The 26056-nt window shown below is 67.2% G+C and carries 26 protein-coding genes; 15 read left to right on the top strand and 11 right to left on the bottom strand.

Annotated elements, in window-relative coordinates; all coding sequences use genetic code 11:
• Nucleotide 1: 1 nt before the first annotated feature.
• The 4 genes from ACQPW1_RS47720 to ACQPW1_RS47705 are packed head-to-tail and all read right to left on the bottom strand — an operon-like array spanning nucleotide 2 to nucleotide 5148.
• The gene (locus ACQPW1_RS47720) at nucleotides 2-1264 is read right to left on the bottom strand and encodes a CHAT domain-containing protein (protein WP_433660529.1); all 1263 of its coding nucleotides are present in this window, start codon (nucleotides 1262-1264) and stop codon (nucleotides 2-4) included.
• The gene (locus ACQPW1_RS47715) at nucleotides 1261-2769 is read right to left on the bottom strand and encodes a tetratricopeptide repeat protein (RefSeq protein ID WP_433660528.1); all 1509 of its coding nucleotides are present in this window, start codon (nucleotides 2767-2769) and stop codon (nucleotides 1261-1263) included. Before ACQPW1_RS47715 ends, ACQPW1_RS47720 begins: the two co-directional genes overlap by 4 nt.
• Nucleotide 2770: 1 nt before the next feature.
• Nucleotides 2771-3796, bottom strand: a complete 1026-nt coding sequence (locus tag ACQPW1_RS47710) for a hypothetical protein (protein WP_433660527.1) — start codon at nucleotides 3794-3796, stop codon at nucleotides 2771-2773.
• Entirely contained in the window at nucleotides 3796-5148 is a 1353-nt protein-coding gene (locus ACQPW1_RS47705; RefSeq protein WP_433665557.1) for a hypothetical protein, read from the bottom strand. Before ACQPW1_RS47705 ends, ACQPW1_RS47710 begins: the two co-directional genes overlap by 1 nt.
• A gap of 143 nt (nucleotides 5149-5291) precedes the next feature.
• Here ACQPW1_RS47705 and ACQPW1_RS47700 point away from each other — a divergent pair, with 143 nt between their 5' ends.
• From ACQPW1_RS47700 to ACQPW1_RS47690, 3 genes are all read left to right on the top strand, one after another.
• Nucleotides 5292-5822, top strand: coding sequence for a lipoprotein LpqH (locus ACQPW1_RS47700; RefSeq protein ID WP_433660526.1), 531 nt, complete (start codon nucleotides 5292-5294; stop codon nucleotides 5820-5822).
• 108 nt (nucleotides 5823-5930) lie between these two features.
• Nucleotides 5931-6734, top strand: a complete 804-nt coding sequence (locus ACQPW1_RS47695) for a hypothetical protein (RefSeq protein ID WP_433665556.1) — start codon at nucleotides 5931-5933, stop codon at nucleotides 6732-6734.
• A 152-nt stretch (nucleotides 6735-6886) separates the two neighbouring features.
• Nucleotides 6887-8953, top strand: a complete 2067-nt coding sequence (locus tag ACQPW1_RS47690; protein ID WP_433660525.1) for a PhoX family protein — start codon at nucleotides 6887-6889, stop codon at nucleotides 8951-8953.
• Between the two features lie 58 nt (nucleotides 8954-9011).
• Here ACQPW1_RS47690 and ACQPW1_RS47685 read toward each other — a convergent pair whose 3' ends face one another.
• Both ACQPW1_RS47685 and ggh read right to left on the bottom strand, forming a co-directional pair.
• Nucleotides 9012-9746: a glycoside hydrolase family 25 protein gene (locus ACQPW1_RS47685; protein ID WP_433660524.1), complete on the bottom strand. Its 735-nt coding sequence runs from the start codon at nucleotides 9744-9746 to the stop codon at nucleotides 9012-9014.
• 113 nt (nucleotides 9747-9859) lie between these two features.
• The gene (ggh, locus tag ACQPW1_RS47680) at nucleotides 9860-11197 is read right to left on the bottom strand and encodes a glucosylglycerate hydrolase (RefSeq protein ID WP_433660523.1); all 1338 of its coding nucleotides are present in this window, start codon (nucleotides 11195-11197) and stop codon (nucleotides 9860-9862) included.
• A 139-nt stretch (nucleotides 11198-11336) separates the two neighbouring features.
• Between ggh and ACQPW1_RS47675 the strand changes: the two genes are divergently transcribed.
• Nucleotides 11337-12038 (top strand): SDR family oxidoreductase, encoded by a 702-nt coding sequence (locus ACQPW1_RS47675; protein WP_433660522.1) that lies wholly within the window; start codon nucleotides 11337-11339, stop codon nucleotides 12036-12038.
• A 151-nt stretch (nucleotides 12039-12189) separates the two neighbouring features.
• Nucleotides 12190-12963, top strand: a complete 774-nt coding sequence (locus tag ACQPW1_RS47670; RefSeq protein ID WP_433660521.1) for a polysaccharide deacetylase family protein — start codon at nucleotides 12190-12192, stop codon at nucleotides 12961-12963.
• 711 nt (nucleotides 12964-13674) lie between these two features.
• Here ACQPW1_RS47670 and leuS read toward each other — a convergent pair.
• On the bottom strand, nucleotides 13675-16521 hold the full coding sequence (gene leuS / locus ACQPW1_RS47665) for a leucine--tRNA ligase (RefSeq protein ID WP_433660520.1): 2847 nt from the start codon (nucleotides 16519-16521) through the stop codon (nucleotides 13675-13677).
• 351 nt (nucleotides 16522-16872) lie between these two features.
• On the opposite strand from leuS, the gene ACQPW1_RS47660 reads away from it, so the two are divergent.
• On the top strand, nucleotides 16873-17280 hold the full coding sequence (locus ACQPW1_RS47660; RefSeq protein ID WP_433660519.1) for an SdpI family protein: 408 nt from the start codon (nucleotides 16873-16875) through the stop codon (nucleotides 17278-17280).
• 5 nt (nucleotides 17281-17285) lie between these two features.
• Here the strand turns inward: ACQPW1_RS47660 and ACQPW1_RS47655 are convergent, their stop codons facing one another.
• Nucleotides 17286-17660 carry a hypothetical protein gene (locus ACQPW1_RS47655; RefSeq protein WP_433660518.1) on the bottom strand — a complete coding sequence of 125 codons (375 nt, stop codon included), beginning with the start codon at nucleotides 17658-17660 and terminating at the stop codon, nucleotides 17286-17288.
• Between the two features lie 187 nt (nucleotides 17661-17847).
• Between ACQPW1_RS47655 and ACQPW1_RS47650 the strand changes: the two genes are divergently transcribed.
• From ACQPW1_RS47650 to ACQPW1_RS47615, 8 genes are all read left to right on the top strand, one after another.
• Complete coding sequence (locus ACQPW1_RS47650; protein WP_433660517.1) at nucleotides 17848-18744, top strand: TIGR04222 domain-containing membrane protein; 897 nt, start codon at nucleotides 17848-17850, stop codon at nucleotides 18742-18744.
• On the top strand, nucleotides 18737-19615 hold the full coding sequence (locus ACQPW1_RS47645) for a DUF692 domain-containing protein (RefSeq protein WP_433660516.1): 879 nt from the start codon (nucleotides 18737-18739) through the stop codon (nucleotides 19613-19615). Before ACQPW1_RS47650 ends, ACQPW1_RS47645 begins: the two co-directional genes overlap by 8 nt.
• On the top strand, nucleotides 19612-19965 hold the full coding sequence (locus tag ACQPW1_RS47640) for a hypothetical protein (RefSeq protein WP_433660515.1): 354 nt from the start codon (nucleotides 19612-19614) through the stop codon (nucleotides 19963-19965). The genes ACQPW1_RS47645 and ACQPW1_RS47640 overlap by 4 nt, the downstream gene beginning before the upstream one ends.
• 119 nt (nucleotides 19966-20084) lie before the next feature.
• On the top strand, nucleotides 20085-20411 hold the full coding sequence (locus ACQPW1_RS47635; protein WP_433660514.1) for a type VII secretion target: 327 nt from the start codon (nucleotides 20085-20087) through the stop codon (nucleotides 20409-20411).
• Entirely contained in the window at nucleotides 20408-20749 is a 342-nt protein-coding gene (locus ACQPW1_RS47630) for a hypothetical protein (protein WP_433660513.1), read from the top strand. The genes ACQPW1_RS47635 and ACQPW1_RS47630 overlap by 4 nt, the downstream gene beginning before the upstream one ends.
• A complete protein-coding gene (locus tag ACQPW1_RS47625) occupies nucleotides 20635-21138 on the top strand; it encodes a hypothetical protein (RefSeq protein ID WP_433665555.1) in 504 nt (167 codons plus the stop codon). Before ACQPW1_RS47630 ends, ACQPW1_RS47625 begins: the two co-directional genes overlap by 115 nt.
• Entirely contained in the window at nucleotides 21135-21659 is a 525-nt protein-coding gene (locus ACQPW1_RS47620) for a hypothetical protein (RefSeq protein WP_433660512.1), read from the top strand. Before ACQPW1_RS47625 ends, ACQPW1_RS47620 begins: the two co-directional genes overlap by 4 nt.
• Before the next feature lie 287 nt (nucleotides 21660-21946).
• On the top strand, nucleotides 21947-22234 hold the full coding sequence (locus tag ACQPW1_RS47615; RefSeq protein WP_433660511.1) for a hypothetical protein: 288 nt from the start codon (nucleotides 21947-21949) through the stop codon (nucleotides 22232-22234).
• Nucleotides 22235-22289: 55 nt separating this feature from the next.
• On the opposite strand, the gene ACQPW1_RS47610 is transcribed toward ACQPW1_RS47615, so the two are convergent.
• Entirely contained in the window at nucleotides 22290-22652 is a 363-nt protein-coding gene (locus ACQPW1_RS47610; protein ID WP_433660510.1) for a hypothetical protein, read from the bottom strand.
• A gap of 307 nt (nucleotides 22653-22959) precedes the next feature.
• Between ACQPW1_RS47610 and ACQPW1_RS47605 the strand changes: the two genes are divergently transcribed.
• The gene (locus ACQPW1_RS47605) at nucleotides 22960-23967 is read left to right on the top strand and encodes a bile acid:sodium symporter family protein (protein ID WP_433660509.1); all 1008 of its coding nucleotides are present in this window, start codon (nucleotides 22960-22962) and stop codon (nucleotides 23965-23967) included.
• Between the two features lie 7 nt (nucleotides 23968-23974).
• Here ACQPW1_RS47605 and ACQPW1_RS47600 read toward each other — a convergent pair whose 3' ends face one another.
• Together ACQPW1_RS47600 and ACQPW1_RS47595 are read right to left on the bottom strand one after the other, a co-directional pair.
• Nucleotides 23975-25009 (bottom strand): aminotransferase class I/II-fold pyridoxal phosphate-dependent enzyme, encoded by a 1035-nt coding sequence (locus tag ACQPW1_RS47600; RefSeq protein WP_433660508.1) that lies wholly within the window; start codon nucleotides 25007-25009, stop codon nucleotides 23975-23977.
• Nucleotides 25006-26049 (bottom strand): 3-oxoacyl-ACP synthase III family protein, encoded by a 1044-nt coding sequence (locus tag ACQPW1_RS47595; RefSeq protein WP_433660507.1) that lies wholly within the window; start codon nucleotides 26047-26049, stop codon nucleotides 25006-25008. The genes ACQPW1_RS47600 and ACQPW1_RS47595 overlap by 4 nt, the downstream gene beginning before the upstream one ends.
• Nucleotides 26050-26056: the final 7 nt, after the last annotated feature.

The raw sequence follows: 26056 nt of genomic DNA, 5'->3' as shown, positions 1-26056 counted from the left end.
CTCAGGTGCACAAGGTGGCGAACGCCGACCACAGCAGCGGCGAGTGTTCGATGGTGCGTTCGGTGCGCCAGGCGGCGAGCTGCTCGCGCTGCCATTCGGCGAGGGCGGCGACCGGGTCCGGCTGCTCATGAGCTGCATCTATCGCAGAGATGGCCTGTTGGAGTGGGTGGGCGTCCGGCGGAGCGCCCGCGATGCGGTGGAAGGCGAGGTCGGTGGGCAGCGGCCAGCGGCTGGCCGTTACCAGCTCGGCCCCGCCGTTGATCATGGCCGCGGTCAGGCCGAGCGCCTCGGTGAAGCGCATGTCGCCGCCGCTCTCGCAGGCGATCAACGCGACCCGGCTCGGGATAGGCCAAAGGTCTTGGCCGTCAGCGGGTTCCGGGGCGAGGGTGTGCGTGCCGAGCAGGAAGTCCTTGGCGGACAACGGGCGATGGGCACGGGTGGGGAAGGCGAAGCCGAGTGTGTCGGCGGTGCAGGCCAGGTGGAGTTCGGCGTCTTCGCTCTGGCCGGATTCGGGGGGTGCGGCGGTGACGTGGCCGACGTAGATCAGGCGGCTCGCGCCGTCGCGTAGAGCTTTGCTCAGCCAGGTGCGGTCGATATCGGTCCGGCGGAAGGCCTCCGTCGGGTCGAGTACGGCAGGCAGCAGGCGGTCCTGTGCGGCATAGTCGGCGATCCGTTGGGTGAGTGGGGCATTCGCGGGCATGCGGCCGAGCACCGACCCGAGGATCGAATCGGCGCGGAAGCCGGGGATGCGCGGATCGAGCACGGCGACAACGGGTGCGCGGTGCGTCGCCGCCCAGGTGCGCGCGGTGCGGCCCGGCGCGTGCACGATGCTGGCCGGTGCGAGCAGGCTGACGTCGGCGATGTCGAGCAGGCGGAGCTCCGGACCGGGGGCGATGATCTCCCACGGCACCTGCGCCAACCGCGGCGACGGTTGCAGCCGAATGTGCGGGCGGATGCCGCGCTGCGACAGCTCGTACAGCTGCGCTGCCAGACCTTGGGGCAGCAACGCGCGGGAAAGAGCTTGGGCGACAAGGTACTCGGTATCGAGGTCGGCGAAGGCCCCGGTGGTCATGGCGCGTTCGAGCCCACCCGGCTCGGCGGGGTTCGGCAGCGCGTCGGCCAAACGCTGCACCGCAGCCAGCACCGGCTCTCCCGGCAGCATGGCGGCGCCCCGTGGCGCGGTGTCGCCGACCCAACGCCAGGACATGTACACGTCGCCCGCGTCCGCCATGCGCACCACGACGGTCGGCTGCTCCTGGGTCATACGGTCAGCACCCGGCTGTCGCGGATCGCCCGGCCGTAGCGTTGCTCGGCGGCGGCGATGTAGGGGGCCAACGCGATCCGGCCCTCGGCGGCCAGGGCGAGGCGCGGTGGCGGGGAGACCGGAAGGCCCGCGCTCGCCGCGACTTCGGCCAGCGCCGCGCCCAGCTGGAGCGCGGTGACTCCCGGGCGTTCGGCGAGATCGGCTGGCGGATCGAGGAGTTCGAGCGGCAGCCGGACGGCGTGCCCGTCCTCGGATCTATCGATGTTCAAGGTGGTACCTGCGCACTGTGTTTCGATCAGGTCGGCGAGCAGCAGTCCGTTGCCGGCCAGGTAGGCGAAGCGGAACGCCAATCGCATGGCGGGGTCGGCGATCTGGTGGTTCCACTGGTCCCGCTGGTTGCCGTTGGGGAGGGTGTAGCGCACGGCGTCGATGGCCAGTGCGGCGGGAACGGCGACGTCGACCGCTTGGGCGAGCAACTCGGGCGAGTCCGCGACGGCACCTTCCAGCAGCGTCGCGTGCCAGTAATCGAGCTGGGCACAGTGCAAACCGAGACCGCGTTCGGCATACGCGCCGAAGGCTTCGGCGAGCAGCGCCTCGCACTCCTCGTACCGGCCGTTCTTGAACGCCACCGTGGACAGGCGCATGCGCAGGTCGGCGGCATCCAGCACCGCGCCGGATTCGACGAAGTAAGCCAGACTGCGGCTGTAGAGGTCCTGGGCTTGCGCGAGATCCTCGCGACCCTCGGCGAGGAAAGCCATTGTCTTGAGCCCGATTCCGGCGCGATAGCCGAGCCCGGCCTGTTCGAAGTACTGCTGACTGGCGTGCAGTGGCGCTTCTGCTTCGTCGAAGCGATCGATGCGGACCAGCATGGTGGCGAGGTTCTGCTGGGTCTCGGCGACGGCATTGCGGTCGCCCGCCGCCTCGAAGGCCGCCAGGGCCTGCTGCACGAAGTCGACGGCGAGATCGCGGCGTCCGGTCTCGAAATACGTTGCGGCCAGGTTCATCAGCGGATGCCCGGCCAGCTGTGGCGCGAAAAGCCATGCCGCGTCCAGGGATTCGGTGGCGAGTTCGGCGGCGTAGGCCCAGTGCTGGCGGTGCAGGGCGACGGCGGTCAACGACAACAGGCAGGCAACCCGCAATACGCCCTGGTCGGTGGCGTCGGCGAGTAGCTCCCGGGCCTGCTCCAACGCGGCCTGCGCCTCGTCGAGTTCGCCGAGATGCTGCAACGCCTGCGACATGTTGACCAGTGCGTTGGGACGCAGTCGCGGGGCATCCTCGGGCATGGCGGCGAGCGCCTCGCGGTACAGGCTCAACGATCTGGCGTGATCGCCGAGTTCGTCCGCCATGCTCGCCGCGTTGACGATGGCGCCGATGCGGACGTCGCCGGTGGTGTTGCGGGCGGCGTCCTCGAAGATGCGCAATGCCTCGGCGGTGTCGCCGCGGGTGTACGCCTCAGCGCCCGCGGCGAGGAGGGCACGGCCGTCGTCGGGTGTTTCGTCGGTCATCTCAGAAGTCCGAATCTGATGCAGCGGCGTCGATTTCGGCAAGCAAGGGCGCGTCACCTGCCTCTTCGGTCGGGTCGGCAGCGCGGCGCAGTCGCTGGACAGCGAGGTCACGCACCCGTTGGCGAACCGCCGGGCCGCCGTGTTCCGGGCTGTCCGAGCCGACACCCGGCACGTAGATCGCAACGGCCACAGTCGATTCCACGCCCTCAGGTGCTGACACCTCGGTAGTCCACATGTCACCGGCCAGTGTCAGCGCCGCATCGGCGGTTCCGCCGGTCGTGCGGACCAGCACATGGGGATGCAGGTACGACGGAAACTGGCTCTGCGGCGCGGCGACCGCGCGCACCGCGATCGTCGTACTTCCGTTCCGGCGCACCACTTCCCACGTCACAGCCTGCTCCGAGGCATCGAGCAGCCTGGGCGGGCAGCGGCGCCAGTCCCAGCCGCCGGTGCCCCTGGCCAGCACCAAGGCACCGGGTGCTGCGGTGGTCGCCGGACCCGCCGCCAGGGCGTAGTCTTCCGCGCGGCCGCGTGCTTCCGGTACTCGGCTGGTGTGCGATTCGGCCTCGAACGGCTCGTCCGCGCCGTCGACGATCATCTCGCATGCCTCGGACAGCGTGGCGATGTCGTCCAGCAGCAGCCGTTCATCCAGTGGCGCAATGCCATCGATGATCGACGCGGGCCACCACCGCGCCGCCCAGTGTGCGTACCCGAGCCGCCGCGCGCTGGTGACGAGCTCCGGCAAGCCGGGCACTGCGGTCAGTTCGCCGGTCTCGCCCGCGTCGACCGCCAGCGCGACTTCCTCGCCGAACACTGCCCAGAGCCAGTCCTGGGCGAGCTTCACATCATCGATCACCGCGGCCGGAAGTGACTGTCCGTCGAGCAGACTCCACGTCAGGTGTCCGCCCACTGCCTCGAGTACCAGCACATCGATCTCCGCCGCCTCGTCGAGGACGGTTGGCGCACCGTCGGGCGCGATGACCAAGAGCCCGTCGGCGTCCTGCCGAATCCGCACCGTGCCGTTCATCAGCTCGCCCTCGATTCCGTCGAATCCGATTCGGCCGCACCCGCACTCAGCGCCTGTTTGACCCGCGTCCGGTGATCGAGGATGACCGAGCGCGCCACACCGTCGAGCAGATCCCACAGTTCGTCCGGGTCGTACACCGCGAACTCACGAACATCGCGCCCGTGCAGGCGAACCCACAGTCGGCGCAGGTACGGCCGCCACGGCGTGGACAACTCGGCGGCGATGGCGGCCAGCGGCCCGGTCGGTGGTGACTCGGTGTCGGCACGCACCACCAGGCGTCTTGCCTGCAACACGTAGGCCTCACGTTGCCAGCGGCTGTTGATAACTCGATGCGCGGTTGTTTCCCGTGCATCCGCTGCGGGCAAGCGTGCCACACCGACTTCTGAACGTTGCCGCCGAACGGTCCCGATCGGCGAAAGCCCGTGCGCGAGGGAGACACCCGCCGTCGCTGCCACCCGGAGTGTTTCGTCCAGCAGCGCCCACGGCGAGCAACTCCGGGCGATCTCGGTGGTCACCAACTCCGGAATCGGTGGCAGCTCAGCACGTTCGCTGGAGGCCTGTAGTGCCGTGAACACCCGCTCGTACACGGTGCGATCGAATGGCAGCCCCAGCGTGGATTTCGAGGCCGACGCGCCGACGGCCGGCGGTTGCGGTACGACGTGCACCGTGAGGCCCAGTTCTTCTGCGGAATAACCGGATTCGGCCGACCACAGTCGTATTCCGGCATGCGTCCCCGCGTGCGCGTCGACCAGCCGGTCGAGCGCCGCCTGCCCGTTGTCCCGCCGCTGCTCCAGCCGGGCCGCGGCACCGGCGTCGAGCAGTTCGGCGAGCGCGCCGGTGTGGTCGCCGCCGACCGGACCGGTCAGTGGCCGCCGTCGCCAGGCGACTTCGACCAGCCCCGCGAGCTCCGAAGTCTGTTCGGCGACGTACTCCTTCAACGCCTGGGTCGTGCGGCCTGCCGTGTACTCGTGCACGTCGCGCAGAGTCGCCTCGGCTATGGCTTTGTCCCGCAACGGGTCCGGCATCCCCGATGTCGTGGCGAGTTCGAAACAGCGTTGGAAGTACAGATCCTGCGGATGTCCCTCGGTGATCCGCAACGCCCGCCGCACCTGCTTGAGCACCGTGAACCACGCCGCCGTCGCGCGCAGCAGATCCGCCGCCGCGTGCACCCGCGCGGCCAGTAGTACCGCGCCGTCGGCCGTCACGATCGGCCCGGCGCAGGCCGGATGCTGCACAGGCCGGATCACCAGCGGATCGAGGATCAGTTTCACCGTGCGGCGCAAGGGCCCGCCGTGCGGACCGCTGAGCGGTTCGACGCCGTCGAGCTTGCGCCACACCTCATCGAGCACCATGGCGCGCGGTCGTCGCATTCGACCAGGTTAACGGACTTTTGTCCGATTCGACCCCGGCAAAACCTGGGATCGGTAGGACGTGAACCGTTCCTAGGTTTCTCGTATCGGCCCAGACACCCGGGCCAGCGAACACAGGAGAAACCATGAACACCAAGTCCGTCACCGCAGCTCTCGTCGCTTCCGCCGCCGCTGCCGCCTTCTTCGTCACCGGTTGCAGCGACGACGCCAGCAGCACCCCGGCCAAGTCCTCGGCCGCCCCCGCCACGCAGGCCGGCCCGGCACCGTCCGGCAAGTCGGCCGCGTCGGTCGACGGCAAGGCGTTCGACGCGAAGTTCACCACGACCTGCGCCAAGCAGGGCGGCACCCTGGCACTCGCGCTGACCGACGCCGCCAACGCCGGTTACGGAAACCTCTCCGTGAGCGCCACCATCACCGGCACGGACACCGTGCAGGCGGTGGGCATCGCGGGCAGCAAGGGCGGCGACGGAGGCCAGCCGTACGCGGTCGGCTTCGGCAACGGGATGCCCGGCGGCTCGGCCACGCTCACCAAGGACGGCAACACCTACAAGGTCACCGGCGAGGGCGTCAGCGCGGACCTGACCAACCCCCTGGCCGGCCCCAAGACGTCCAAGTTCGACGTCACCTTCGCCTGCGAGACCGTCGTCGGCGGCTGATCAGAGCGCTTGCCGGCGCAGGCGCGAGGCCGCATCGCCCGCGGCCCGCTCGAGTTCCGCTCGAGCGGGCCGACAACATGGGCGACCACTTCCGAATCACCGAGGAACATCATGAAATCCATCCGCTGGATCACGGCCGCACTCGCCGCACTGGCCATCGGCTACTACGTCTATCACGGCCTCACCTACGTCAGCCCCTACGAGTACGAGCCCGCCGGAATGGGTTGGCTCGGTTGGCAGATGGCGCTACCGATCACCGCGATCACCCTGGTCCCCATCGTCTTCGCGTTCACCGGCGAAGGCATCATCGCGGCCTTAACCGGCCGCAACAGCGCCGAGTTCCGCGACGGCCTGGTCGGCCTCGGCACCATCAGGTCGTTCGCGCAGACCGGCTTGACGGTCAACGACCAACCACAGGTGCGCATCGAATTCAGTGTCGAGGGCGCCGACGGCAAGAACTTCACCGCCGCCGCGAAAATGATTGTGCCGCTTACCGAACTGGCACTGCTGCAGCCGGGTGTGGTGCTGCCGGTGCGCTACCTGCCCGACCGGACCGACAAGGTCGAGGTCGACATGTCCGGCGACACCTCGATGGCGCAGCGGGCCATGAACGAGTCGATGATCCGCAAAGGCATCACCACCAGGCACAAGCTCGACATCGCCGAGCGTGGCATCGCCACTCAGGCTGTGGTGCAGTCGCTTTCGGTCCCCGGCGAGATCCGCGACGGCCACTCCAAGATCGAACTCGGCCTGGTCGTCACCCGGCCGGACGGCTCGACCTTCGCCACCCGGGTCGAGAAGTTCCTCGCCCCGAGCAGCGTCGGCCAGGTGCAGGTCGGCCGCATTCTGCGGGTGCACTATCTGCCCGAGAACGAACACGAGGTCGTCATCGCCCTTGCGGTGAATGCCTAGCCCCCAACGAATGCCGCGTTGCTTCGAGATCCTCGAACAACGCGGCATTCGTGTGTGCGGGCCGGTTGCTAGATCAACTGAGGGTTCCCTAATTGGTCAGCTGTTCACCTCTATGTCGTTTCCGTATTGTCCGAATCGTCTATCTTTCGGCCGTGCGCCTGAAGCCCCTTGCCCTGTTCGTGCAGCATGATGGCCAGTCGGCTCGTGCGGCCGTGACCTGTGAATACAAATGTGCGAATGCTTGCTTCCACGAGGTGTCCAACACCTCGGGTGGCGCGTACTTCGGCGATATCGTCAGCTCCCTGAATCGGCGCGGTCTGCTCAAGGGCGGTGCGGTAGCCGTGCTCGCGGTCGGCGCGGGCAGTGCGCTCGCGGCCTGTGCCGACGACGTCGAGAACGCCGGGTCGGCCAGCCCGTCGCCCAGCGGTCCGCCCGGCACCGGCACCGAGTTCGCCGCGGTCGCGCCGAACAAAGAGGACGCGATTGTGATCCCGGACGGCTACGACCAGTCCGTCGTGATCCGCTGGGGCGACCCGCTTTTCGCCGACGCGCCGACCTTCGACTTCGACAAGCAGTCCGCCGCCGCGCAGGCCAAGCAGTTCGGCTTCAACAACGACTTCGCCGCGCTGCTGCCGATCGAGGGCCAGGCGAATGCCTACCTGCTGGTGGTCAATCACGAATACACCACCGGCCCACACATGTTCCGCGGCTACAACAAGGACGCGCCGACCGACGAGCAGAACGCGATAACCCAGGCGGCGCATGGTCTTTCCGTCGTCGAGGTGCACGGCGAATCGGGCACCGGCAAGCTGGTCCCGGCCTTCGGCAAGTACAACCGCCGGATCACCGCGACCACCGAGTTCAAGCTCACCGGACCGGCCGCGGGCAGTGACTTCGTCAAGACGGCCGCGGATCCGACCGGCACCAAGGTGCTCGGCACCATCGCGAACTGCGCGGGCGGCGTAACACCTTGGGGCACCGTGCTTTCCGGCGAAGAGAACTTCAACGGCTACTTCGCCAACAGCGACAAGGTCACCGAACCCACTGCCGCGGCACGGATCAAGCGCTACGGCTTCACCGCGGGCAAGACGCCCAATCAGTGGGAGCGCACCGACAAGCGCTTCGATCTGGCGCAGGAACCGAACGAGGCCAACCGATTCGGCTACGTCGTCGAGGTCGATCCGTGGGATCCCGCCTCGACGCCGATCAAGCACACCGCGATGGGCAGGCTCAAGCACGAGGGCGCCACCATCTATGTCACCAAGAGCGGTGATGTCGTCTCCTACACCGGTGACGACGAAAAGTTCGACTACATGTACAAATTCGTGTCGTCGCGCAAGGTGCAGTCGGGCAGCGGCGCGTCGAGCATGCGGCACAACCTGACCATCCTGGACGCGGGCACGCTGTATGTCGCGAAACTGGCAGGCGACCACGGCGACAAGATCGACGGCACCGGCGCCAAGCCCTCGGACAAGGGTTTCACCGGTACCGGCCAATGGATTCCGCTGCTGGAGACCGGCCAGGACGGCAAGGGCAAGTCGCTGGTCGAGGGCATGAGCGCCGAGGAGGTCGCGGTGTTCACCCGGCTGGCCGCCGACAAGGTCGGCGCCACCAAGATGGACCGCCCGGAGGACTTCGAGGCCAACCCGTACACCGGCAAGGTGTATGTCGCGCTGACCAACAACGACAACCGCGGCGCGGCGGGCAAGCAGGCGGCGGACGAGGCGAACCCGCGCAACCTGAACAAGAACGGGCAGATCCTGGAGATCGACGACGAGCACGCGGGCACCAAGTTCACCTGGTCGCTGCTGCTGGTCTGCGGCGACCCGAACGCCGCCGACACCTACTTCGCCGGCTTCGATAAGTCGAAGGTCAGCCCGATCTCCTGCCCGGACAACCTGGCCTTCGATCCGTACGGCAACCTGTGGATCTCCACCGACGGCAACGCCCTCAAGTCGAACGACGGCCTGTTCTCCGTGGTGCTCGACGGCGCGAATCGCGGTGCGACCAAACAGTTCCTGACCGTGCCGCGCGGTGCGGAGACCTGCGGGCCGGTAGTCACCGAGTCGCGCGTGCTGGTGTGCGTGCAGCATCCCGGTGAGGCCGACGACGCCACACCGGACAAGCCGCTGTCGCACTGGCCCGACGGCGGCGCCGCGCAGCCGCGGCCGTCCGTCGCGGTCGTGTGGAAGAAGGGCGGCGGCCGGATCGGCGCATAGCGGCCACGAAACCGCCACTGAGTCTGCCGGAGTGGCGGTTTCGTGGTTTCCGGTGTCGCTACATGTTGGCGAAGCGCGCGAAATCGCCTTGGGCACCACTGTATACGTTCAGATCGGTGTGTCCCGCGATGCCGTCGATGCCGCCGCTGTCGGTGGTCTGCCAGAACGTCCAGGTCGACCAGCCGCCCGGCACCTCGGGCGCCTCGTTGCCGCGATAGTCGGCGATCCACAGCGGGTACTGGGTGAACTCGTTGGTGTCGGCCATTGCCGTGCGCCAGAAGTTCGGATAGGTGTAGACGATCGGGGTCCGTCCGGTCAGCGCCTGCACCGAGCTCAGATAGCGCCTGGTCCAATCGATCAGCGCGGCAGGCGGCAGCCCGCCGGTGGTCTCCAGGTCGAGCACCGGCGGCAGATCCAGCGCGCCGTTCTGGCCGAGCACCACCGCGGCGTACATCGCGGCCTGCGGTTCCGGCGCCAGGTTCGGCCTGGCGTAGTGATAGGTCCCGCGCGCGACACCGGCCGCCCGCATCAGCAGGCTGTCCGCGACGAAGTACGGGTTGATGTAGCTCACGCCCTCGGTGGCCTTGACCATGGCGAACGCGTGACCGGAGCGCTTCACCGCGAACCAGTCGATCAGTCGGCCGTCGATGTGCTGCCAGGACGAGACGTCCGGGCCCGTCGGCGTTGCCTCGGCACCCGCGGACAAGGTAGCCGTGAGGATGCCGGATAGGGCGATCAGGGACAGCGCCGTGCCGCGGCGACGGATGGTCGAGCTCCAACGAGAGGTGTCCATGGTGTTCGACGATAGCTATTTGATCTAGCTGTGACCAATGTTGCACAAGGTGCAGTTGCGCAATGTTTACCTGATGTCACGCCGACGGGCCGTAAACGGCTGGTTTTCCACCCTCAGCCGAGCCAGTCGAGCACCGAGGCCGCCGTCCACGACTGCTGCATACTGCCGAGCGGTTCCCCGGTGAACGGCTCGTAGTACTCGGCGAAGCTGCCGTCGCTGGCCTGACGCAAGCCCTCGGCTCGCAGCATGAACGAACGTTCCGCCCACCCGCGCCGGGCGAACACCCAGGAGAACAGCCAGCTCATCACCGGCCATACCGGGCCACGCCAGTACTCGCGGGACCGGAAGTCCCGCGACACCGGCGAGGTCGACGGCGGCAGCGCGTAGCGCAGATCCGGATGCCCGCAGAAGCGCGGACCCTCGAACGTGCGCAGCAGGCTGCGTTCGGCGTCGCGCGGCAGCCCGCCGCACAGCAGCGGCGCGAACATCGACAGCGTCTCGGTGCCGATCCAGCGCTGCAACCGCACATCGAAGTCCCTGGCCGCGCCGGTGCGCGCGTCGGTCGTCGCGACAACGCCCGCCCGGAAGCGATCGGCCCACGCATACAGATCGCGGACATCCGCGTGCGGCTGCTTGTACTCCTCGCCGATGTTCGCCAGCACCTCGCAGGCCAGCGCGAAGATCCCGGTGACGAACACGTCCTCGACGGCGAAACTCATCGTCGAGGCCAGCTGATAGTCGTCGTAGCCCGCCCGGCGCATCTGCTCGACCAGCCAGAGGTAGCGGTCGTACTCGCGGTCGCTCGGCCGCTGCGTCGGATCGGAAACCACCCGCACGTCCTCGCGGTGGTACGGCGGCAGGTCGCCGGGGATCACGTTCTCGTAGGCCCGGTCCCAGCGCGGCGAGTTGTCCATGCCGGATTCCCAGCCGTGGTACAGCGTGATCCGCCCGGTCTCCTTGGGGTCGCGCGCGTGCGCCAGCCAGCGGTGCCAGCGCACCAGGTCCGGCCACCTGCGGTTCAGGAATTCCTCGGCGACCGCGCGGGTGCTGCGGCCGTGCCGCCGGGAGTGATCCAGGATGCGCTGCACCGCGATGGCGTGCACCGGCGGCTGGGTGATCCCCGAGGTGTCCGGGCCGTCGGGCGCGTTGGCGGCCAGCTTGCGGCACTCCCAGCGGGACGGGCCGGGAAAGTAGCCGTCCACGCCGTTGGCGAAGACGATGTGCGGGATCATGCCGTTCTTCCACTGCGCCGACAGCAGCGTGTCCAGCTCGATCACGGCCCGTTCCACGCTCAGCGGGGCGAGCCCGACCGCGACGAACGCGGCGTCCCAGCTCCACATGTGCGGATACAGCCGCGGCGCGGCGCTGGTCATCGTGCCCAGGTCGTTGCCACGCAGCAGGTAGGCGGCGCGGGCCGCGAGCTGTGTTGGGGTGAAACCCGGGTGTGCCATCCCCCTATTCTGCGATGTCACCGGTAAGTACGCCCGCTCAGCGGTGGCCGACTCGGCCTCGTCCCACCTGCTGGTGGCGAGCTCGTGCTCCATGTATGCCTGCATCGCTCTGCTTTCGCGGGCTATTACGGTGGGGCGCATGACCAATGCCGTGACCAGCTCCCCGAAGCCGACCGCGCTGATCACCGGCGCCAGCCGCGGCCTCGGCGCCGCCATCGCCCGTGAGCTCGCGCCGACGCACGACCTGCTGCTCGGCGCCCGATCCGCCGACGCGCTGCGCGACATCCGCAAGGAACTACCCGAGGCGGCCGGCTGGCCGGTGGAGCTGACCGACTATCCGGCGGTGGCCGCGGCGACCGAGCCGATCCGGCGGTTGGACGTGCTCGTGCACAACGCCGGGATCCAGGATCTGGCGTCGATCGCCGAGTCGACGGTCGATCAGTGGCGAAACACGTTGGAGGCCAACCTGATCGCGGTGGTCGAGCTGACCAGGCTGCTGCTGCCCGCGCTGCGCGCGGCGGACGGTCATGTGGTGCTGATCAATTCGGGGGCCGGGCTGCGCGCGAACGCGGGCTGGGCCTCCTACGCCGCGAGCAAGTTCGGGCTGCGTGCCTTCGCCGACGCGCTCCGGCTCGAGGAGCCGACGCTGCGGGTGACCTCGATTCATCCCGGCCGCATCGACACCGACATGCAGCGCGAGATCATCGCGCAGGAGGGCCGGGAGTATCGGCCGGAGCAGTTCCTCCGCGCGGAGACGGTCGCCGGTGTGGTGCGCAATGCGGTCGAGACGCCGCGCGACGGGCATCCGACAGAGATCGTGCTGCGACCCGCGTCGAGCTAGCGAGGCCGCCCGTCGTTCCGGCGTGTTCGGCGGTTCAGGTTGCGGACAGATTCGATCGGTAGCCTGTCGCTGTTTGTGCGCCTCCCGCCGAGTGCGGGCGCGGCGCTGGTTCGACCAGAGCAAGGGTTTCGAAGCAGTGGATAGACGTCGGATGTTGATGCTTGCCGCAGGTACGGCTGCCGTGTTGGCCGGTTGCGCGGTCGCGGAGGGGGACCCGATCAACAGCGGGTCGGCCGGTGGCGGGCCGCTCGCGCCGCCGCCGAAGCCGCCGCTGCTGCCACCGCCTGGTGGGCCGAAGACGCCGATTCCCGCCGCGACCATCACCGCGCTGCCCGGTCCCGGCAACAGCATGGCGCTGACGGTGGACGACGGAGCCAGCCCCGAGGTCGTCGGCGCGTACCTCGAGTTCGCCAGGGACACCGGCGCCCGGTTCACCTTCTTCGTGACCGCCTACTACGACTCGTGGGCGATTCACCGAGACGCGTTGCGCCCCTTGGTCGATGCGGGCCAGATCCAGCTCGCCAATCACACCTGGGATCACCCCGACCTGACCAAGCTGCCCGCCGGGGCGGTCGCCGATCAGCTGCAGCGCGCGAAGACCTACTTGCAGAACAACTTCGGCGTGGACGGCGCACCGTACTACCGGCCGCCGTTCGGCAGGCACAACGCCACCGTCGACAAGGTCGCCGCCGACCTCGGCTACACCGTGCCGACCATGTGGTACGGCTCACTGTCGGACTCCGGTGTGATCACCGAGGAATACCTGATCGAGTGCGCGCACAAGTACTTCCACGCGCAGACCATCATCATCGGTCACGCCAATGCCCCCGCAGTCACGCACTGTTACGGGCAGCTGGTGGACATCATCAAGGAGCGCAACCTCTCCATGGTGACCCTCAACGACGTCCTGCTCGCCCCGCACTGAATCGCAAGCAACCCTCAACAACAACCACAGACCAAGCGACAGATAGGTCGACTTCACACACCGACGTCGCCTTTCACATACCCCTCAGCACCCCACGAGATATGCGAAGGACGAAGCAGGTGTGCGAAGAGGCCCGACAGCAGAATCCGCACCCTGACTCCGCCCGGCTCTAGGGCCCTATTCCGAGTGCGGATCCCGAGAAAGAGTGCGGATCTTCGGCAGTACCAGCGAGTGGTCGGTTCGCTGGTCTGATCGACAACCCAACCGCCGCTCGACCACCCACCTCTTGTCCAAAGCGCTTGTGACGCAACCACAGCCAGATGATCACCTCGGGAACTGAACACCACGCACCTGACGTGCGCCTAAAGCCGGGTACGGCACACGACGCGCCCACACTACTCACGGGAAAACCCGGGTAGGTCTTCAGCTCACTGGGCTGGTCACCTTGGGTCGTCCTTAGCTGTACTTACCCGGTAGGTACACCCATCCGGGGAATGATCGAGTAGTGCTGAGCACGTCGCCTGCCGTACCCGGCTTTCTCTTCCGCAGCTTGGAATGGGCAACGCTCGGTTCCAGCGTGAGGACTGGCTGTGGTCCGGTTGAGAGAGGCTGGGAAAGAGGGGAGGCGCAAGGTGGTTGGGCCCGATCGAGGCGAGTCGAATGGTTGCTGTTGAAGATCCTTCAGCGACCATTCGACTCGCCTCGATGGACTCAGGCGACGATGTTGATCAGTCGGCCCGGGACGACGATCAGCTTGCGCGGCGCGGCGCCGTTGAGCAGCGCGGCGATTTTCTCGTCGGCCAGCGCGGCCGCCTCGATGGCCGCGTTGTCGGCATCCGCCGGAACCTGAATTCGGCTGCGCACCTTGCCGTTCACCTGAATCGGGTACTCGACCGACTCGTCCACCAGCAGCGCCGGATCGGCCACCGGGAACGGGCCGTGCGCCAGGGACGCGGTGTGGCCCAGACGTTCCCACAGTTCCTCCGCGATGTGCGGGGACAGCGGCGCGAGCATCAGCACCAGCGGCTCCACCACCGAGCGCGGTGCGCCGTCGGGGTGGGTCTTGGTGAGGTGGTTGGTCAGCTCGATCAGCTTCGCACCCGCCGTGTTGTCGCGCAGCGCGGCCAGATCCTCGTCGACACCCGCGATCGTCTTGTGCAGCAGGCGCAGGGTCTCGTCCGCGGGCGCGGCCTCGGTGACTCGCAGTCCGCCGGTCTCCTCGTCCACCACCAGACGCCAAATCCGTTGCAGGAAGCGGTGTGCGCCGACGACGTCCTTGGTCGCCCACGGCCGCGAGGTGTCCAGCGGACCCATCGACATCTCGTAGAAGCGGAAGGTGTCGGCGCCGTACAGATCGCACATCTCATCGGGGGAGATGGCGTTCTTCAACGACTTGCCGATCTTGCCGTACTCCTGGTTCACCGGGATCTCGGTGCCGGTCGTGTCGGTCCAGAAGAACTTGCCGTCGCGCTCCACCACCTCGGCGGCCGGGATGTACGCGCCGCGCTCGTCGGTGTAGGCGTAGGCCTGGATGTAGCCCTGGTTGAACAGCCGCCGGTACGGCTCGTACCCGGACACGTCACCCAGGTCGAACAGCACCTTCTGCCAGAACCGCGCGTACAGCAGGTGCAGCACCGCGTGCTCGACACCGCCGACGTACAGGTCGACGCCGCCGGGATCGTTCGGGCCGTGTTCGGCCGTGCGCGGGCCGAGCCAGTACTGCTCGTTCTCCTTGGCGCAGAACGCTTCCGAGTTGGTCGGGTCGGCATAGCGCAGCTGGTACCAGGAGCTGCCCGCCCAGTTGGGCATGACGTTGGTGTCGCGCCGGTACCGCTTCGGGCCGTCGCCGAGATCCAGTTCGACGTTGACCCAGTCGGTCGCCTTGGCCAACGGCGGCGACGGCTCGGAGTTCGCGTCGTTCGGATCGAAGGTCACCGGGGCGAAGTCGTCCATCTCCGGCAGTCGCACCGGCAGCATGGAGTCCGGCAGCGCGTGCGGCGCGCCGTCCTCGTCGTAGACGATCGGGAACGGCTCGCCCCAGTAGCGCTGGCGGGCGAACAGCCAGTCGCGCAGCTTGTACTGGATGGTGCCCTTGCCGTGGCCGTCGGTCTCCAGCCGGGCGACCACCGTCGCCTTGGCCTCGTCGATCGAAAGTCCGTCCAGGTAACCGGAATTCACGATGGCGCCGTCGCCGGTGTAGGCCGCGACGCCGAGGTCGCCGCCCGCCACGACCTCCTTGATGGGCAGGCCGAGCGCGGTGGCGAAGTCCCAGTCGCGCTGGTCGTGGCCGGGCACCGCCATGATCGCGCCGGTGCCGTAGCCGCTCAGCACGTAGTCGGCGATGAAGATCGGCATCGGTGCGCCGTTCGCCGGGTTGGTGGCGTAGCTGCCCAGGAAGACGCCGGACTTCTCCTTGTTCTCCTGGCGCTCCAGATCGGACTTGGCCGCGATCGACTTGCGGTAGGCCGCAACGGCATCCGCGGGGCTCGCGCCACCCTCGTTGGTCCAGCGGGCATCCGTGCCCTCGGGCCATGCGGCCGCGGTCAACTTGTCGACCAGCTCGTGCTCGGGCGCCAGCACGACATACGTTGCGCCGAACAGGGTGTCGGGCCGGGTCGTGAACACCTCGATCTGTTCACCGTTCGCGTCGAACTTGACCTGGGCACCGCGCGAGCGCCCGATCCAGTTGCGCTGCATGGCCTTGACGTTCTCCGGCCAATCCAGGTGATCGAGATCGTCGACCAGTCGGTCCGAATAGGCGGTGATGCGCATCATCCACTGCCACAACCGCTTACGGAACACCGGGAAGTTGCCGCGCTCACTGCGACCTTCGGCGGTGACCTCTTCGTTGGACAGCACCGTGCCGAGTCCGGGGCACCAGTTGACCATCGAATCCGTCTGGTAAACCAGGCGATACGAGTCGATCACGGCCGCGCGCTCGGCGCCGGTCATCGTCGCCCAGTCCTGGCCGTCGGGGGCGGGCCGGGCGCCGGTGGCGAATTGGTCGGCCAGCTCGCTGATCGGGCGGGCTCGATTCAGCTCCTGGTCGTACCAGGCGTTGTAGATGCGCAGGAAGATCCACTGGGTCCAGCGGTAGTACTCGGGATCGGTGGTCGCGAACGAACGCCGCCGGTCGTGCCCCAGACCCAGACGATCGAGCTGGCGCTGCATGGTGCGCATGTTCGACTCGGTGGTGTCGCGCGGGTGCGCGCCGGTCTGCACCGCGTACTGCTCGGCGGGCAGGCCGAACGCGTCGTAGCCCAGCGCGTGCAGCACATTGCGGCCGTGCATCCGGTGGAACCGGGCGAAGACATCGGTGGCGATGTAGCCGAGCGGATGCCCAACGTGCAGACCGGCACCCGACGGGTACGGGAACATGTCCTGCACGAACAGCTTGTCCGCGGGGGTGGCACCGGCTAGCGGACCGACCGGATTCGGCGCATGGAAGGTCCCGCGCTCGCTCCACGTCTGCTGCCATCGACGTTCGATGCGGCCCGCGAGCTCCGCGGTGTACCGGTGCTCGGGTACATCGCTATCGGTTGCACGAGTGTCCTGCACGGTCCTGCCTTCTTGTGATCGCCGATCCCCGACAAACTTCATCTATCAGGGTAGAACGTGTGGACCGCAGTACTGAAAATCGGGCTGTGCTGACTCCGTCGGCGCGTCCGCGTCCGCGCCCCGGTCGAAGTTACCCGTCCGTCGGTATCGGACTGTGCCGCACCGGCTTCGCGTTACTCGCGGGTTGTCGTTCCCATCCGATCGCTCCCAACAGTGCGTTTGGTTGCTATGTCGGCGGTCCGGTCCCGCGCAGTGTGGAATACGCCTGTCCGGGATGGTGGCGGGCCGAGTGCTGAGCAGTTGCGGGGGAGCTAGCGGCGGACCGATACACCGATGCGCTAGCCTGCATGAGTGCTCGTCGTCGCTCTCGTCCTGTTCGTGCTGGCCCTGGTGGCCATCGCAACCGGCGCACTCGGACTGATCGGCAGGCTGCCGCGCAACCGCTTCGTCGGGGTGCACACCGAGGCCGCCCTGTCCGATGACGAGACCTTCCGCATCGCGAATCGCGTCGCCGCCCCCACCTCGCTGGCGGCCGGGGCGCTGCTGTTCGCCGGTGGTCTCGTCGCGCTCGCCGCGAGCGGCATCGTCGCTCTCCTCATCGGCGCCGGTGCGGCTGTCGTCGCCCTCTTCACCCTCGGTGCCGGAGCCAACGCCGCGGCCTCGACCGCCGCCGCCATCGCCCCGCCCGCCGAGGTCGGTGGCTGTGGCAGTGCCTGCGGCGCGTGCTCGCTGCGCGACGCTTGCCAGCCCGCGACCTAGAGCGCTTATTCGGCGCAGTCCGGTGCGGCCACGCTTCGCGATAGTGGGCTCCCGAGCGGATTGAAATAGAGCACACAGAGGTGGACCGGTACTGGGCCGCGGTTCCGTGCGACATGTGGATACCGCGGGCCGCTCGGCTCTCGAAAGACCCGCCAACGGTGGTATGTCACGGGCGCACAGTCCGCGCCGGGATGGTCGAGGGTGCCGCGCGTGACCACCACCAGCAGCGTGCCGTCGTGATAGTGCCAACCGCTGCTGCCATCGGGCTCGATGATCGTCTGGCGCAGCACGAACTCGCGGCGGCCGACGGCGAAACGGAACAGCACGCGACTCGCCGTGCCCCGCGCGGGCGCCGCGTTCACCTGATACTCGCGTCGCATCACCTGATCATCGAACCATTCCGATGCGGTGCCCGTAGCACTCTGACGACCAGGCCTTTCCGTGTGGCGCGACGACATCCGGGTGGGTTGAATCGACCGAGTTACGTTTCGGGTCGAACCCTGTCGGCAGCGGTACCGGCGGTCCATACTTGGGGCGTTGCAATACCGCTTGATTTTCGGGGTGGAAATGAACTCGCTCGACCTTGTTGCCGCAGGCAATACGTGGGGAATCTCTGGACCCGACTTCATGGCGCTGTATTGGCCATTCATCGGGATCGCGCTGCTGTTCGGATTGTTGATGCGGTTGCGGGTCACCCGCGGCGCCGTCGACAAGCGCGGCAACGAGCGGCCGGGCACGGATCTGTCGCTACCCGAGATCGCCATGCTGTTCGACGATCGCCGTGCGGTGCTGACCGCGCTGGCGCGACTGCGCAGCCACGACCTGATCAACTCGGCGGCCGCACCGGCGCGGCCACTGACCGACGCGGACAAGCATCGACTGGACCCGTTCACCCGGTCGATCTACGACCGGATCGTCGCCGGTGCCAAGCCGACCGTTGTCTCGCTCACCGCGAATTCGGCGGCGGCGCTCGGTCCGCTGCGCGACTCGATGATCAAGCGTGGCTACTTTCCGGACGCCGCCTTCCGCCGCAAGTTGTGGGACGCGGGGCTGCCGCTGCTGATCGTCGGCGCGGTCGGTGTGGTGCGGTTCGTCGCCGGGACGCTGAACCACAACCCCGTCGCGTTCCTGGTCATCGCCCTTGTCGTGCAGGCGTTCTGCTATTGGCTCGTGGTGGCCAAACCCCGCCTCACACCGCTCGGCCGACTCGCTCGCAAGAACGCGACCCAATCCAACGCGCATCTGCGGCCGTCGAATGCACCTGCCTACGCCACCTACGGCGCGGAAAGCGCCGCGCTCGCCGCCGCGGTATTCGGCGGCGCCGCACTGATGACCCTCGATCCCGGGCTCGCGAGTGCCGTGCAACCCCCGAGCTCGTCGGGTAGCGACGGCGGTAGCAGCGGCGACGGCGGGGGTAGCGGATGCAGCGGTGGTGGTGGCTGCGGCGGTGGCTGTGGTGGCTGACCGCGCACCGCTGCCGGACGGGGCGCTCGGCATCGGCTGGCGCCCGGAGATCTGCGGAGTCATCGCGGAGTTGGACGGGCTCGGGTTCGCCGAGGTGATCGCGGAGTCGCTGCCGGTACGGCGACGTCTACTCGGTAGATCCGAAGTCGCGATCCCTGCCGAACTGACGGCGCTGATCGACCGTGGAGTAGCTGTTGTGCCGCACGGCATTTCGCTATCTCTGGGTGGCGCGGAACCGGTGGATGAGCACCGCATCGAACATCTCGCCAGGTGCGCCGAGGCGCTGGGCGCACCACTGGTGAGCGAGCACGTCGCCTTCGTCCGGGCCGGCGGTATCGAAGCAGGACACCTACTTCCGGTGCCACGCAGCAAAGCCTCCTTGGATGTCCTGGCCCGCAACATCTCCCGCACCCAGTCGGCGCTCGACGTACCGCTGGCCGTGGAAAACATTGCGGCACTGTTCGACTGGCCCGACGACGAATACACCGAGTCCGAGTTCCTCGCCGAACTGGTCGACCGCACCGGCGTCTACCTGTTGATCGACATCGCCAACGTCTACGCGAACGCCCGCAACCGCACCCGCGACCCCCTCGACGAACTCCGCCGCCTACCACCCGACCGCGTCGCCTACTGCCACGTCGCAGGCGGCCACGAATCCGGCGGCCACTACCACGACACCCACACCGACCCGATCCCCGCCGAAGTCCTCACCCTGGTAACCGAATTCACCGCCCGCCACCCGGTCCCCCTCATGCTGGAACGCGACGGCAACTACCCACCCGCCCCCGAACTCCTCGCCGAACTAGACGTCATCGCCGCAGCCGCACACCGCCCACCCATCACCGACCGAGCACACTTGGCCCGCACATGAGACCGCATCCGCCGACACCGCGCACCGACGCCGACACGCTCACCGATCGTCAGGCGGCGCTGGTCCGGGCACTGGTGGCCGGTAGCCCCGTTCCAGACGGCTTCGACACCGATGCCGTCACCGCAGCAGCCCGCGCTTTGCTACACAAACGCGCCGCCGAAGTAGCCCGCCGCTTCCCACTACTGGCGCACGCCTGCAACGACTTCACCACACGCTTCACCGCCTGGGCCGCCAACAACCCCAAGACCTCCACCACCTCCGACGCAACAGCTTTCGCCGAATACGCCGGTATCGACCCGCCTTCCGGCGTTAAGCCCCGCCGCCGAATCCCCTTTCGCCGCAACGTCTGAAGGCCCGAAACACCTGACCCATATCCCTTTGCGGGATTCTTACGACGCGCACAGAACCTGCAAACCACCGTGCGGCTACCCTCGACCGCAGTACCAGATGAAAACGGATGGGGGAATCTGTGGCTGAGCAACTGAAGGTCGAGCCCGCCCACCTCGACGGAGCCGCCGCCAAGTTGGCCAAGCTCGCCGAGGACAACGCGCGCACCGATGCATACCTGAAGGAATGGCTCGATCTGCCGAGTTCGGAAGGTGGGCTGGTGCTGCGCGGCGTAATCGACGTCGTCCAAGACGCATTGACCGAACTTCAGTCGAACTACACCCGGCTGGGACGAGTGACGAGCGAATCGTCAACGGAGACAGCCAATGCGGCGAAGATGTATCGGACTACGGACCGACGCTTCGCGGAATCGCTCGATCGTACGTATGCGCCGGATGGCACGAAATGAGCCGAGCCCCGATCGAGAACCTGACCACGCCGCAGCCTGACGATCCGGTCCCGGACATGGTCGAACTTGCCACGAACGCCAACGCGGTTTCGCCTGCGTATTGGTTGAACGGCATCATCAAGACCGTCACCGGCTTCGACGCGTTGACCACCATCACCGACTACGTCGCGGGTGACTGGGCGGCAATGCAACAGGCCGGTGCAGCGATAGAGAACCTGGCCAAATACAACGCCGACTACGCGGTATCAATGACGCGGTCAAGGAGTTCGAGGCATCCTGGCGCGGAAATGCCGCCGATAATGCGCGCACGTACTTCAAATCGCTCACGGATGGACTGAACAAGCAAGTAGATCCACTGCAGGACATCGCAGATCAGATCAAGGCATTCGCCCTGTCGTCCTACGGTCTGGCGCAGACGATATCCGGTCTGGTGCAGACGCTGTTCGACTATGCCGCGATGTGGGCCATCAAGCAGGCGGCGGCCGCGGCCTTGGGCGCCACCGTCGCAGGCGCGCCTGCCGCTGCGGCGATGGAGGCAGCAGCGGCGCTGGACGCGCTGCGAATGATCAAGACGTGGATAGACATCTGGAGCAAGCTCGGATTGATGTGGGCTGGATCCGAGGGTGCGATCGGCCTGATCTCGGCGGGCCTCAATGGCGCCGTGGCCACCGCGGAGTTGCCCGCCATCAAGGCCGGCGGATACGACCATCCCGGAGTCTTCTCATGACAGCACCGGAGCCGATTCTGGACGTTGCGCGGGGCGATGCCGCCGTGTCGCGCCAGTTGTCCGACACGCTGCGACTGCTCGCCGCGAACACCACTGATCCGGCTCTGAAGGACCAAATCGGCGCCGTCCTGTCCGGAAAGCTGGGGGTTCGCGACTTCGCCCGCACTGATGCGTTCACCACGACTCTCGACCGAGTCGTCCCCGCCGCGCTGGAACAGTACTCGGCCATGTCCGAAGAGCAGCGTCATCGACTGGCCGAGGAAGGAGAAGCGGAGTTGGAGCGGTACCGCGCGCAACTAGCTCAGCCGACGCCGACGTCGGTCGTGGCTCCGACACCCGATTCGGCACCATCGCCCGAACCGCTACGCCCGGAGGTATCCAGCAACAATCCAGGCCCTTCCGATGGGCCCTTGATTCCGGGCACCCGCAAACCCAATCGTGAACAGATCGTCACGCCGGACGAGCCGGACGACGATGACCTGTTTTACCAGGACCGTCGGCAGCGCGGATGGCTGGAGTAACGCGGGAAGTGTCGGTTGCTGTTCGAGCTGATGTGGAGCTCGGGCGGGTGTCGATGGAGTTGTGCCGACCGTTGCCCGCGGTGTGTAGCAGGCACGGTGAACCGGCGGTCGAGCGGCGGCGCCGTGCTGTGGAATTCCATTGGGACAATCGAGTTCGAGTGCAGAGCACGTTCGGTTCCTCGTTTGTCTGGGGGCTGCGGAGGTTGCGGCGAGTGCCGCCATCCACAGCGACCTCGCTTTGTGGCGAATGGCCGATATGCGCGCGATGCGTTCGACAGCGGCGACGGTTGCGCGCAATCAGCCGCACGCTCGTGTTGGCGGGCGCGATTCCATTTCTCGTGTTGGCGGTGGGCGCCTACCTGGGGATTGTGACCCCGCCTAAGTCATGGCTTTTGGGCGTGGCGTTCATGCCTGTCTGGTTTCCCGGAATGTTTGTGGTGGCTTGCGTTGCCTATGACCGGTCGACCAGATACGTCCGCATCCAGCCGCTCGTCAGCAATACGATGATCGTGATCCGCGCGCACCCGAGATTCGCCGAAGCGGTAGCAGATCAAGGGTTTTCGCAATCCGCATAGCTATTGGCCGAGCGTTGCCACCAATGCTCCGGCGCTGACTGCGTCAGGAAATCCGTCAGCCTTGGCCGAGGTAGGCATTGGCGATGTTCCAGGACAACGCGCCGATGCCCGCGCCGAGCAGTCCGCCGATGATCATGCCGGGGATCGCCCCGACTCCGAAGAATGGCAAGCCGGCCAGGCCGCCGATGACCACGCCGATGCCTGCGCCGACACCGGCCCGCAGTTCGAGGGTGTCCCCGGGTGGCATCCGGATCGGCTCGGCCTGTGTAACGGGAGCCGGTTCCGGAACCGTTGCGACCGTTCCCGTAGTCACGACAGCCGACGGCTCGGCGGAGGCGGGTGCCGCGAGTCCCACGGTGAGCGCGAAAGCCAGCACGGCTCCTGCGAAAGTCAGTAGAGCGGTGGCGAAGTACCTCATGTGTCCCCCTGCTGTCAGTCCCTGACGCGACCCGATTGGGTTGCTCCCCCCGACCGGAGCTGTCCGCGTGCAGACCATCCTTACAGGAAAGCCGTTCCACGGCAACGGTTCTGGCCCAATACCAGCCGCGCAGCCCTTGGTGGCCGCCTGGGCTGACGACTCATCAGTATCACTCTTCGTCCGTACCACCCACCGGCAATCATGCGGACGAACGTTCGTATTTATCTAGCGCCGAGAGGTCCTATGGTGTGACGAATTACGTACTTTTCGGTTCTATCTGGGAACACCCTCGGCGTTAGCGTGTGGTGTGCGATTCCTCAGCAAGTTCTATATCGACGGTTTCATCCTGTCGATCCTCGCTACGGTTGCGCTGGCCAGCGTCTTTCCCGCCCGGGGTAGCGCTGCCGACGTAGTCGGCGTGCTGACGAAGATTGCCATCGCATTGCTATTCCTGCTGTACGGCACCCGGTTGTCGCCGAAGGAGGCCCTGGCGGGCCTCACCCATTGGCGGCTGCACCTTGTCGTGCTGGCAAGCACCTTTGTGCTCTTCCCGCTGCTCGGGCTGGCCGCGCAACTACTGGTGCCGGGGGTGCTGACCGACGACCTGTACACCGGGTTGCTGTTCCTGTGCCTGGTGCCCTCCACCGTGCAGTCCTCGATCGCGTTCACCTCGATCGCGAAGGGCAATGTGCCCGGCGCGATCGTGAGCGCGACGGCGTCGAACCTGCTGGGCGTCTTCGTGACTCCGCTGCTGGTCATCCTGTTGATGAACACCACCGGCCAGGCCAGCGTCGACTTCTCCTCGATCGGCGACATCGTGCTGCAGCTGCTGGTGCCCTTCTTCATCGGCCAGCTGATCCGCCCGAAGGTGCATCGCTGGCTCAGCCGCTACGCCGAGCCGACCAAGCTGGTAGACCGCGGCTCGATCCTGCTCGTCGTCTACAGCGCGTTCAGCGCGGGCATGGTGGAGGGCATCTGGCACATGCTCTCGCCGTGGCGGATTCTCGCGCTGGCCGGCGTGTGCTGTGTGCTCCTCGCCTTGGTCATCGTGGCGACCATGCTGGTGGGCAAGATCTTCGGCTTCTCCAGGGCCGACCGGATCGTGATCGTGTTCTGCGGCTCGAAGAAGAGCCTCGCCACCGGACTGCCCATGGCGACAGTGCTTTTCGCCAGCCAGCCGGTCGGCTTGATCGTGCTGCCGCTGATGATGTTCCATCAGATCCAGCTGATCACCTGCGCCGCACTGGCCCAACGCTGGGCCAAGCAGGCGGATGAGTCCGGCGAGGCCGACGAACAGCGGCCTGCCGCCGCTTAGCGATTGGCTAACGCAGCGTCTCCACTGCCGCCAGGACCGCCTGATCCGCCGCCGGATCGCCGACCGAAATACGCGCGCTCCCATCGGGATACGCCTTGGCGGCAATACCAGCCCGCCGCAGCGCGGTCGCCACACCCGGTCCCGGCAGGTACAGGAAGTTCGCGTGGCTGCGCGGCACCGCGATCCCGCAGCGCCGCAACGCGTTCCGCAGTTCCTCCCGCGCGGTGGTGATCCGCATGGTGCGTGCGGCGAGTTCGGGTTCGGCGGCGTAGGACGCGGACACCGCGGCCGCCGCCGCCGAACTCACCCCGAACGGCAATTGCAGCCTGCGGATCCGAGCCATCATCTCGCGCCTGCCGAAGGCATACCCGATGCGTAACCCGGCCAGCCCGTAGGCCTTCGAGAACGTGCGCAGCACAATCAGATTCGGATGCCTGCTCAGCAAGGCGAGCGGGTCGACGTATTCGGCGGCCCCGAGGAACTCGACGTACGCCTCGTCCAGGATCACCGGCACCCGCGCGGGCACCCCGCCCAGAAACGCCTTCAACTCGCTCGCCGAAGCGACCGTGCCCGTCGGATTGTGCGGACGGCACACCACCACCAGCCCGGTCCACTTGTCGATGGCCTTGGTCATCGTGTGCAGATCCTGGTTGCCCGCCGAATCCAACGGCACCGGAACCATCTCGACGCCCGCCATCTCGGCCATGATCGGATAACCGTCGAAGGTCGGTGCCGCGTAGACCATTCCGGCACCGGGCGTGGTCAGCGACTGGATGATCTGCATCGCCACCCCGGTCGCGCCGGAGCCGACTACCACCTGATCCGAATGCACGCCAAGATGCTGCGCGATCAGCTTCGGCAGCCGCCGCGGCAGGAACTCCGGATATCGATTGGCCTGGGCCAGCACACCGTTCACCGCGCGCAGCACCGAAGGTAGCGGCGGGAACGGGTTTTCGCTCAGGGTCAGATCGAACCGGGGCTGCGCCGACGAACCGCCACGCCGCCGCGACGGCGTGGTCTCGTCGACGACATGGATGCTCATCGCGCCGCGCCCCACCGGATGGCCGCGGCGCCGGCGAAGTCACCCGCGTGCGCGAACGCCGACATCAGCACCACCGAGCCGTTGCGCAGCCGGCCCGCCCGGTTCTCCACATCCAGGGTCACCGGAATGCCTGCGGCGAAGAGGTTTCCGCACATGTCGAACGTGTCCGGATGCCGTTCAGCGGGCAGCTCCAGCGCGTCGTGCCAGTTGCGCAGGAACAGCCGGTTCGGCTGATTGGTGACGAACGTGTCGATGTCGCGACCCTTCACGCCGATCCGATCACACACCGCCAGCGCCACTTCCGGCACCAGCCGGTTACCGCGGGCGAACACCTTGGTGATCTTCGATTCGGTGAAGCTGACGCAGCCCTGACCCTCGCCCGGTTCCCAGTACTTGCGCTCGCCGTTGGTGGAAAACTCCATGTCCCCGGCGAATTCGGGATAGGTGCGGCATTCGATGTCGAGGATCGGCGCGCTGTCGTCCTTGACCAGCAGCCCGACCCCGCAGCCGTCGCCGGGCACCGGCGCCTGCGCCAGCTTGCGGATATCGGGCTGGCGGAACACCGGACCCGCGCAGTTCTGCGTCGCCGCGATCAGCGCGGTGCGAGCGTTGTTGGTCTGCAACACCATTCGGGCAATCGACATCATGTGCACGAACGCCGCGCAGCCGCCGTTGTGCACGTCGTACACGAAGGCGGGCCGCGCGCCGAGCCGCTTGGCCACCTCGGGTCCGCAACCCATCACCGGATTGGTCGGCAGCTGGGTGTGCGTGATCAGCACATCGATATCCGAAATGAACTGCGCGCCATGGCGTTCGATCAACGGCGCGACGGCGCGTTCGACCATGTCCACCGCGGACTCGTCCCGGTCCACATGGTGGCGGGTCTTGGGCGACCGGAACATGACGTTCTTGGCCATCCGTTCCGAGCGGGAGAACTGAGTGAAGTACTCGGTGCCGACCGGCTCGCCGGGCAGGTAGCTGGCCACATCGACCAGGCTGACCGAGGGCAGCGCGGGAGCGTCCGGGTTGGTGGGGATCATGCCGGTT

The organism is Nocardia sp. CA-128927 (genome assembly GCF_050955855.1).
In the GTDB taxonomy this organism is placed as follows: domain Bacteria; phylum Actinomycetota; class Actinomycetes; order Mycobacteriales; family Mycobacteriaceae; genus Nocardia.
This window is presented reverse-complemented; position numbering and strand designations above follow the sequence as displayed.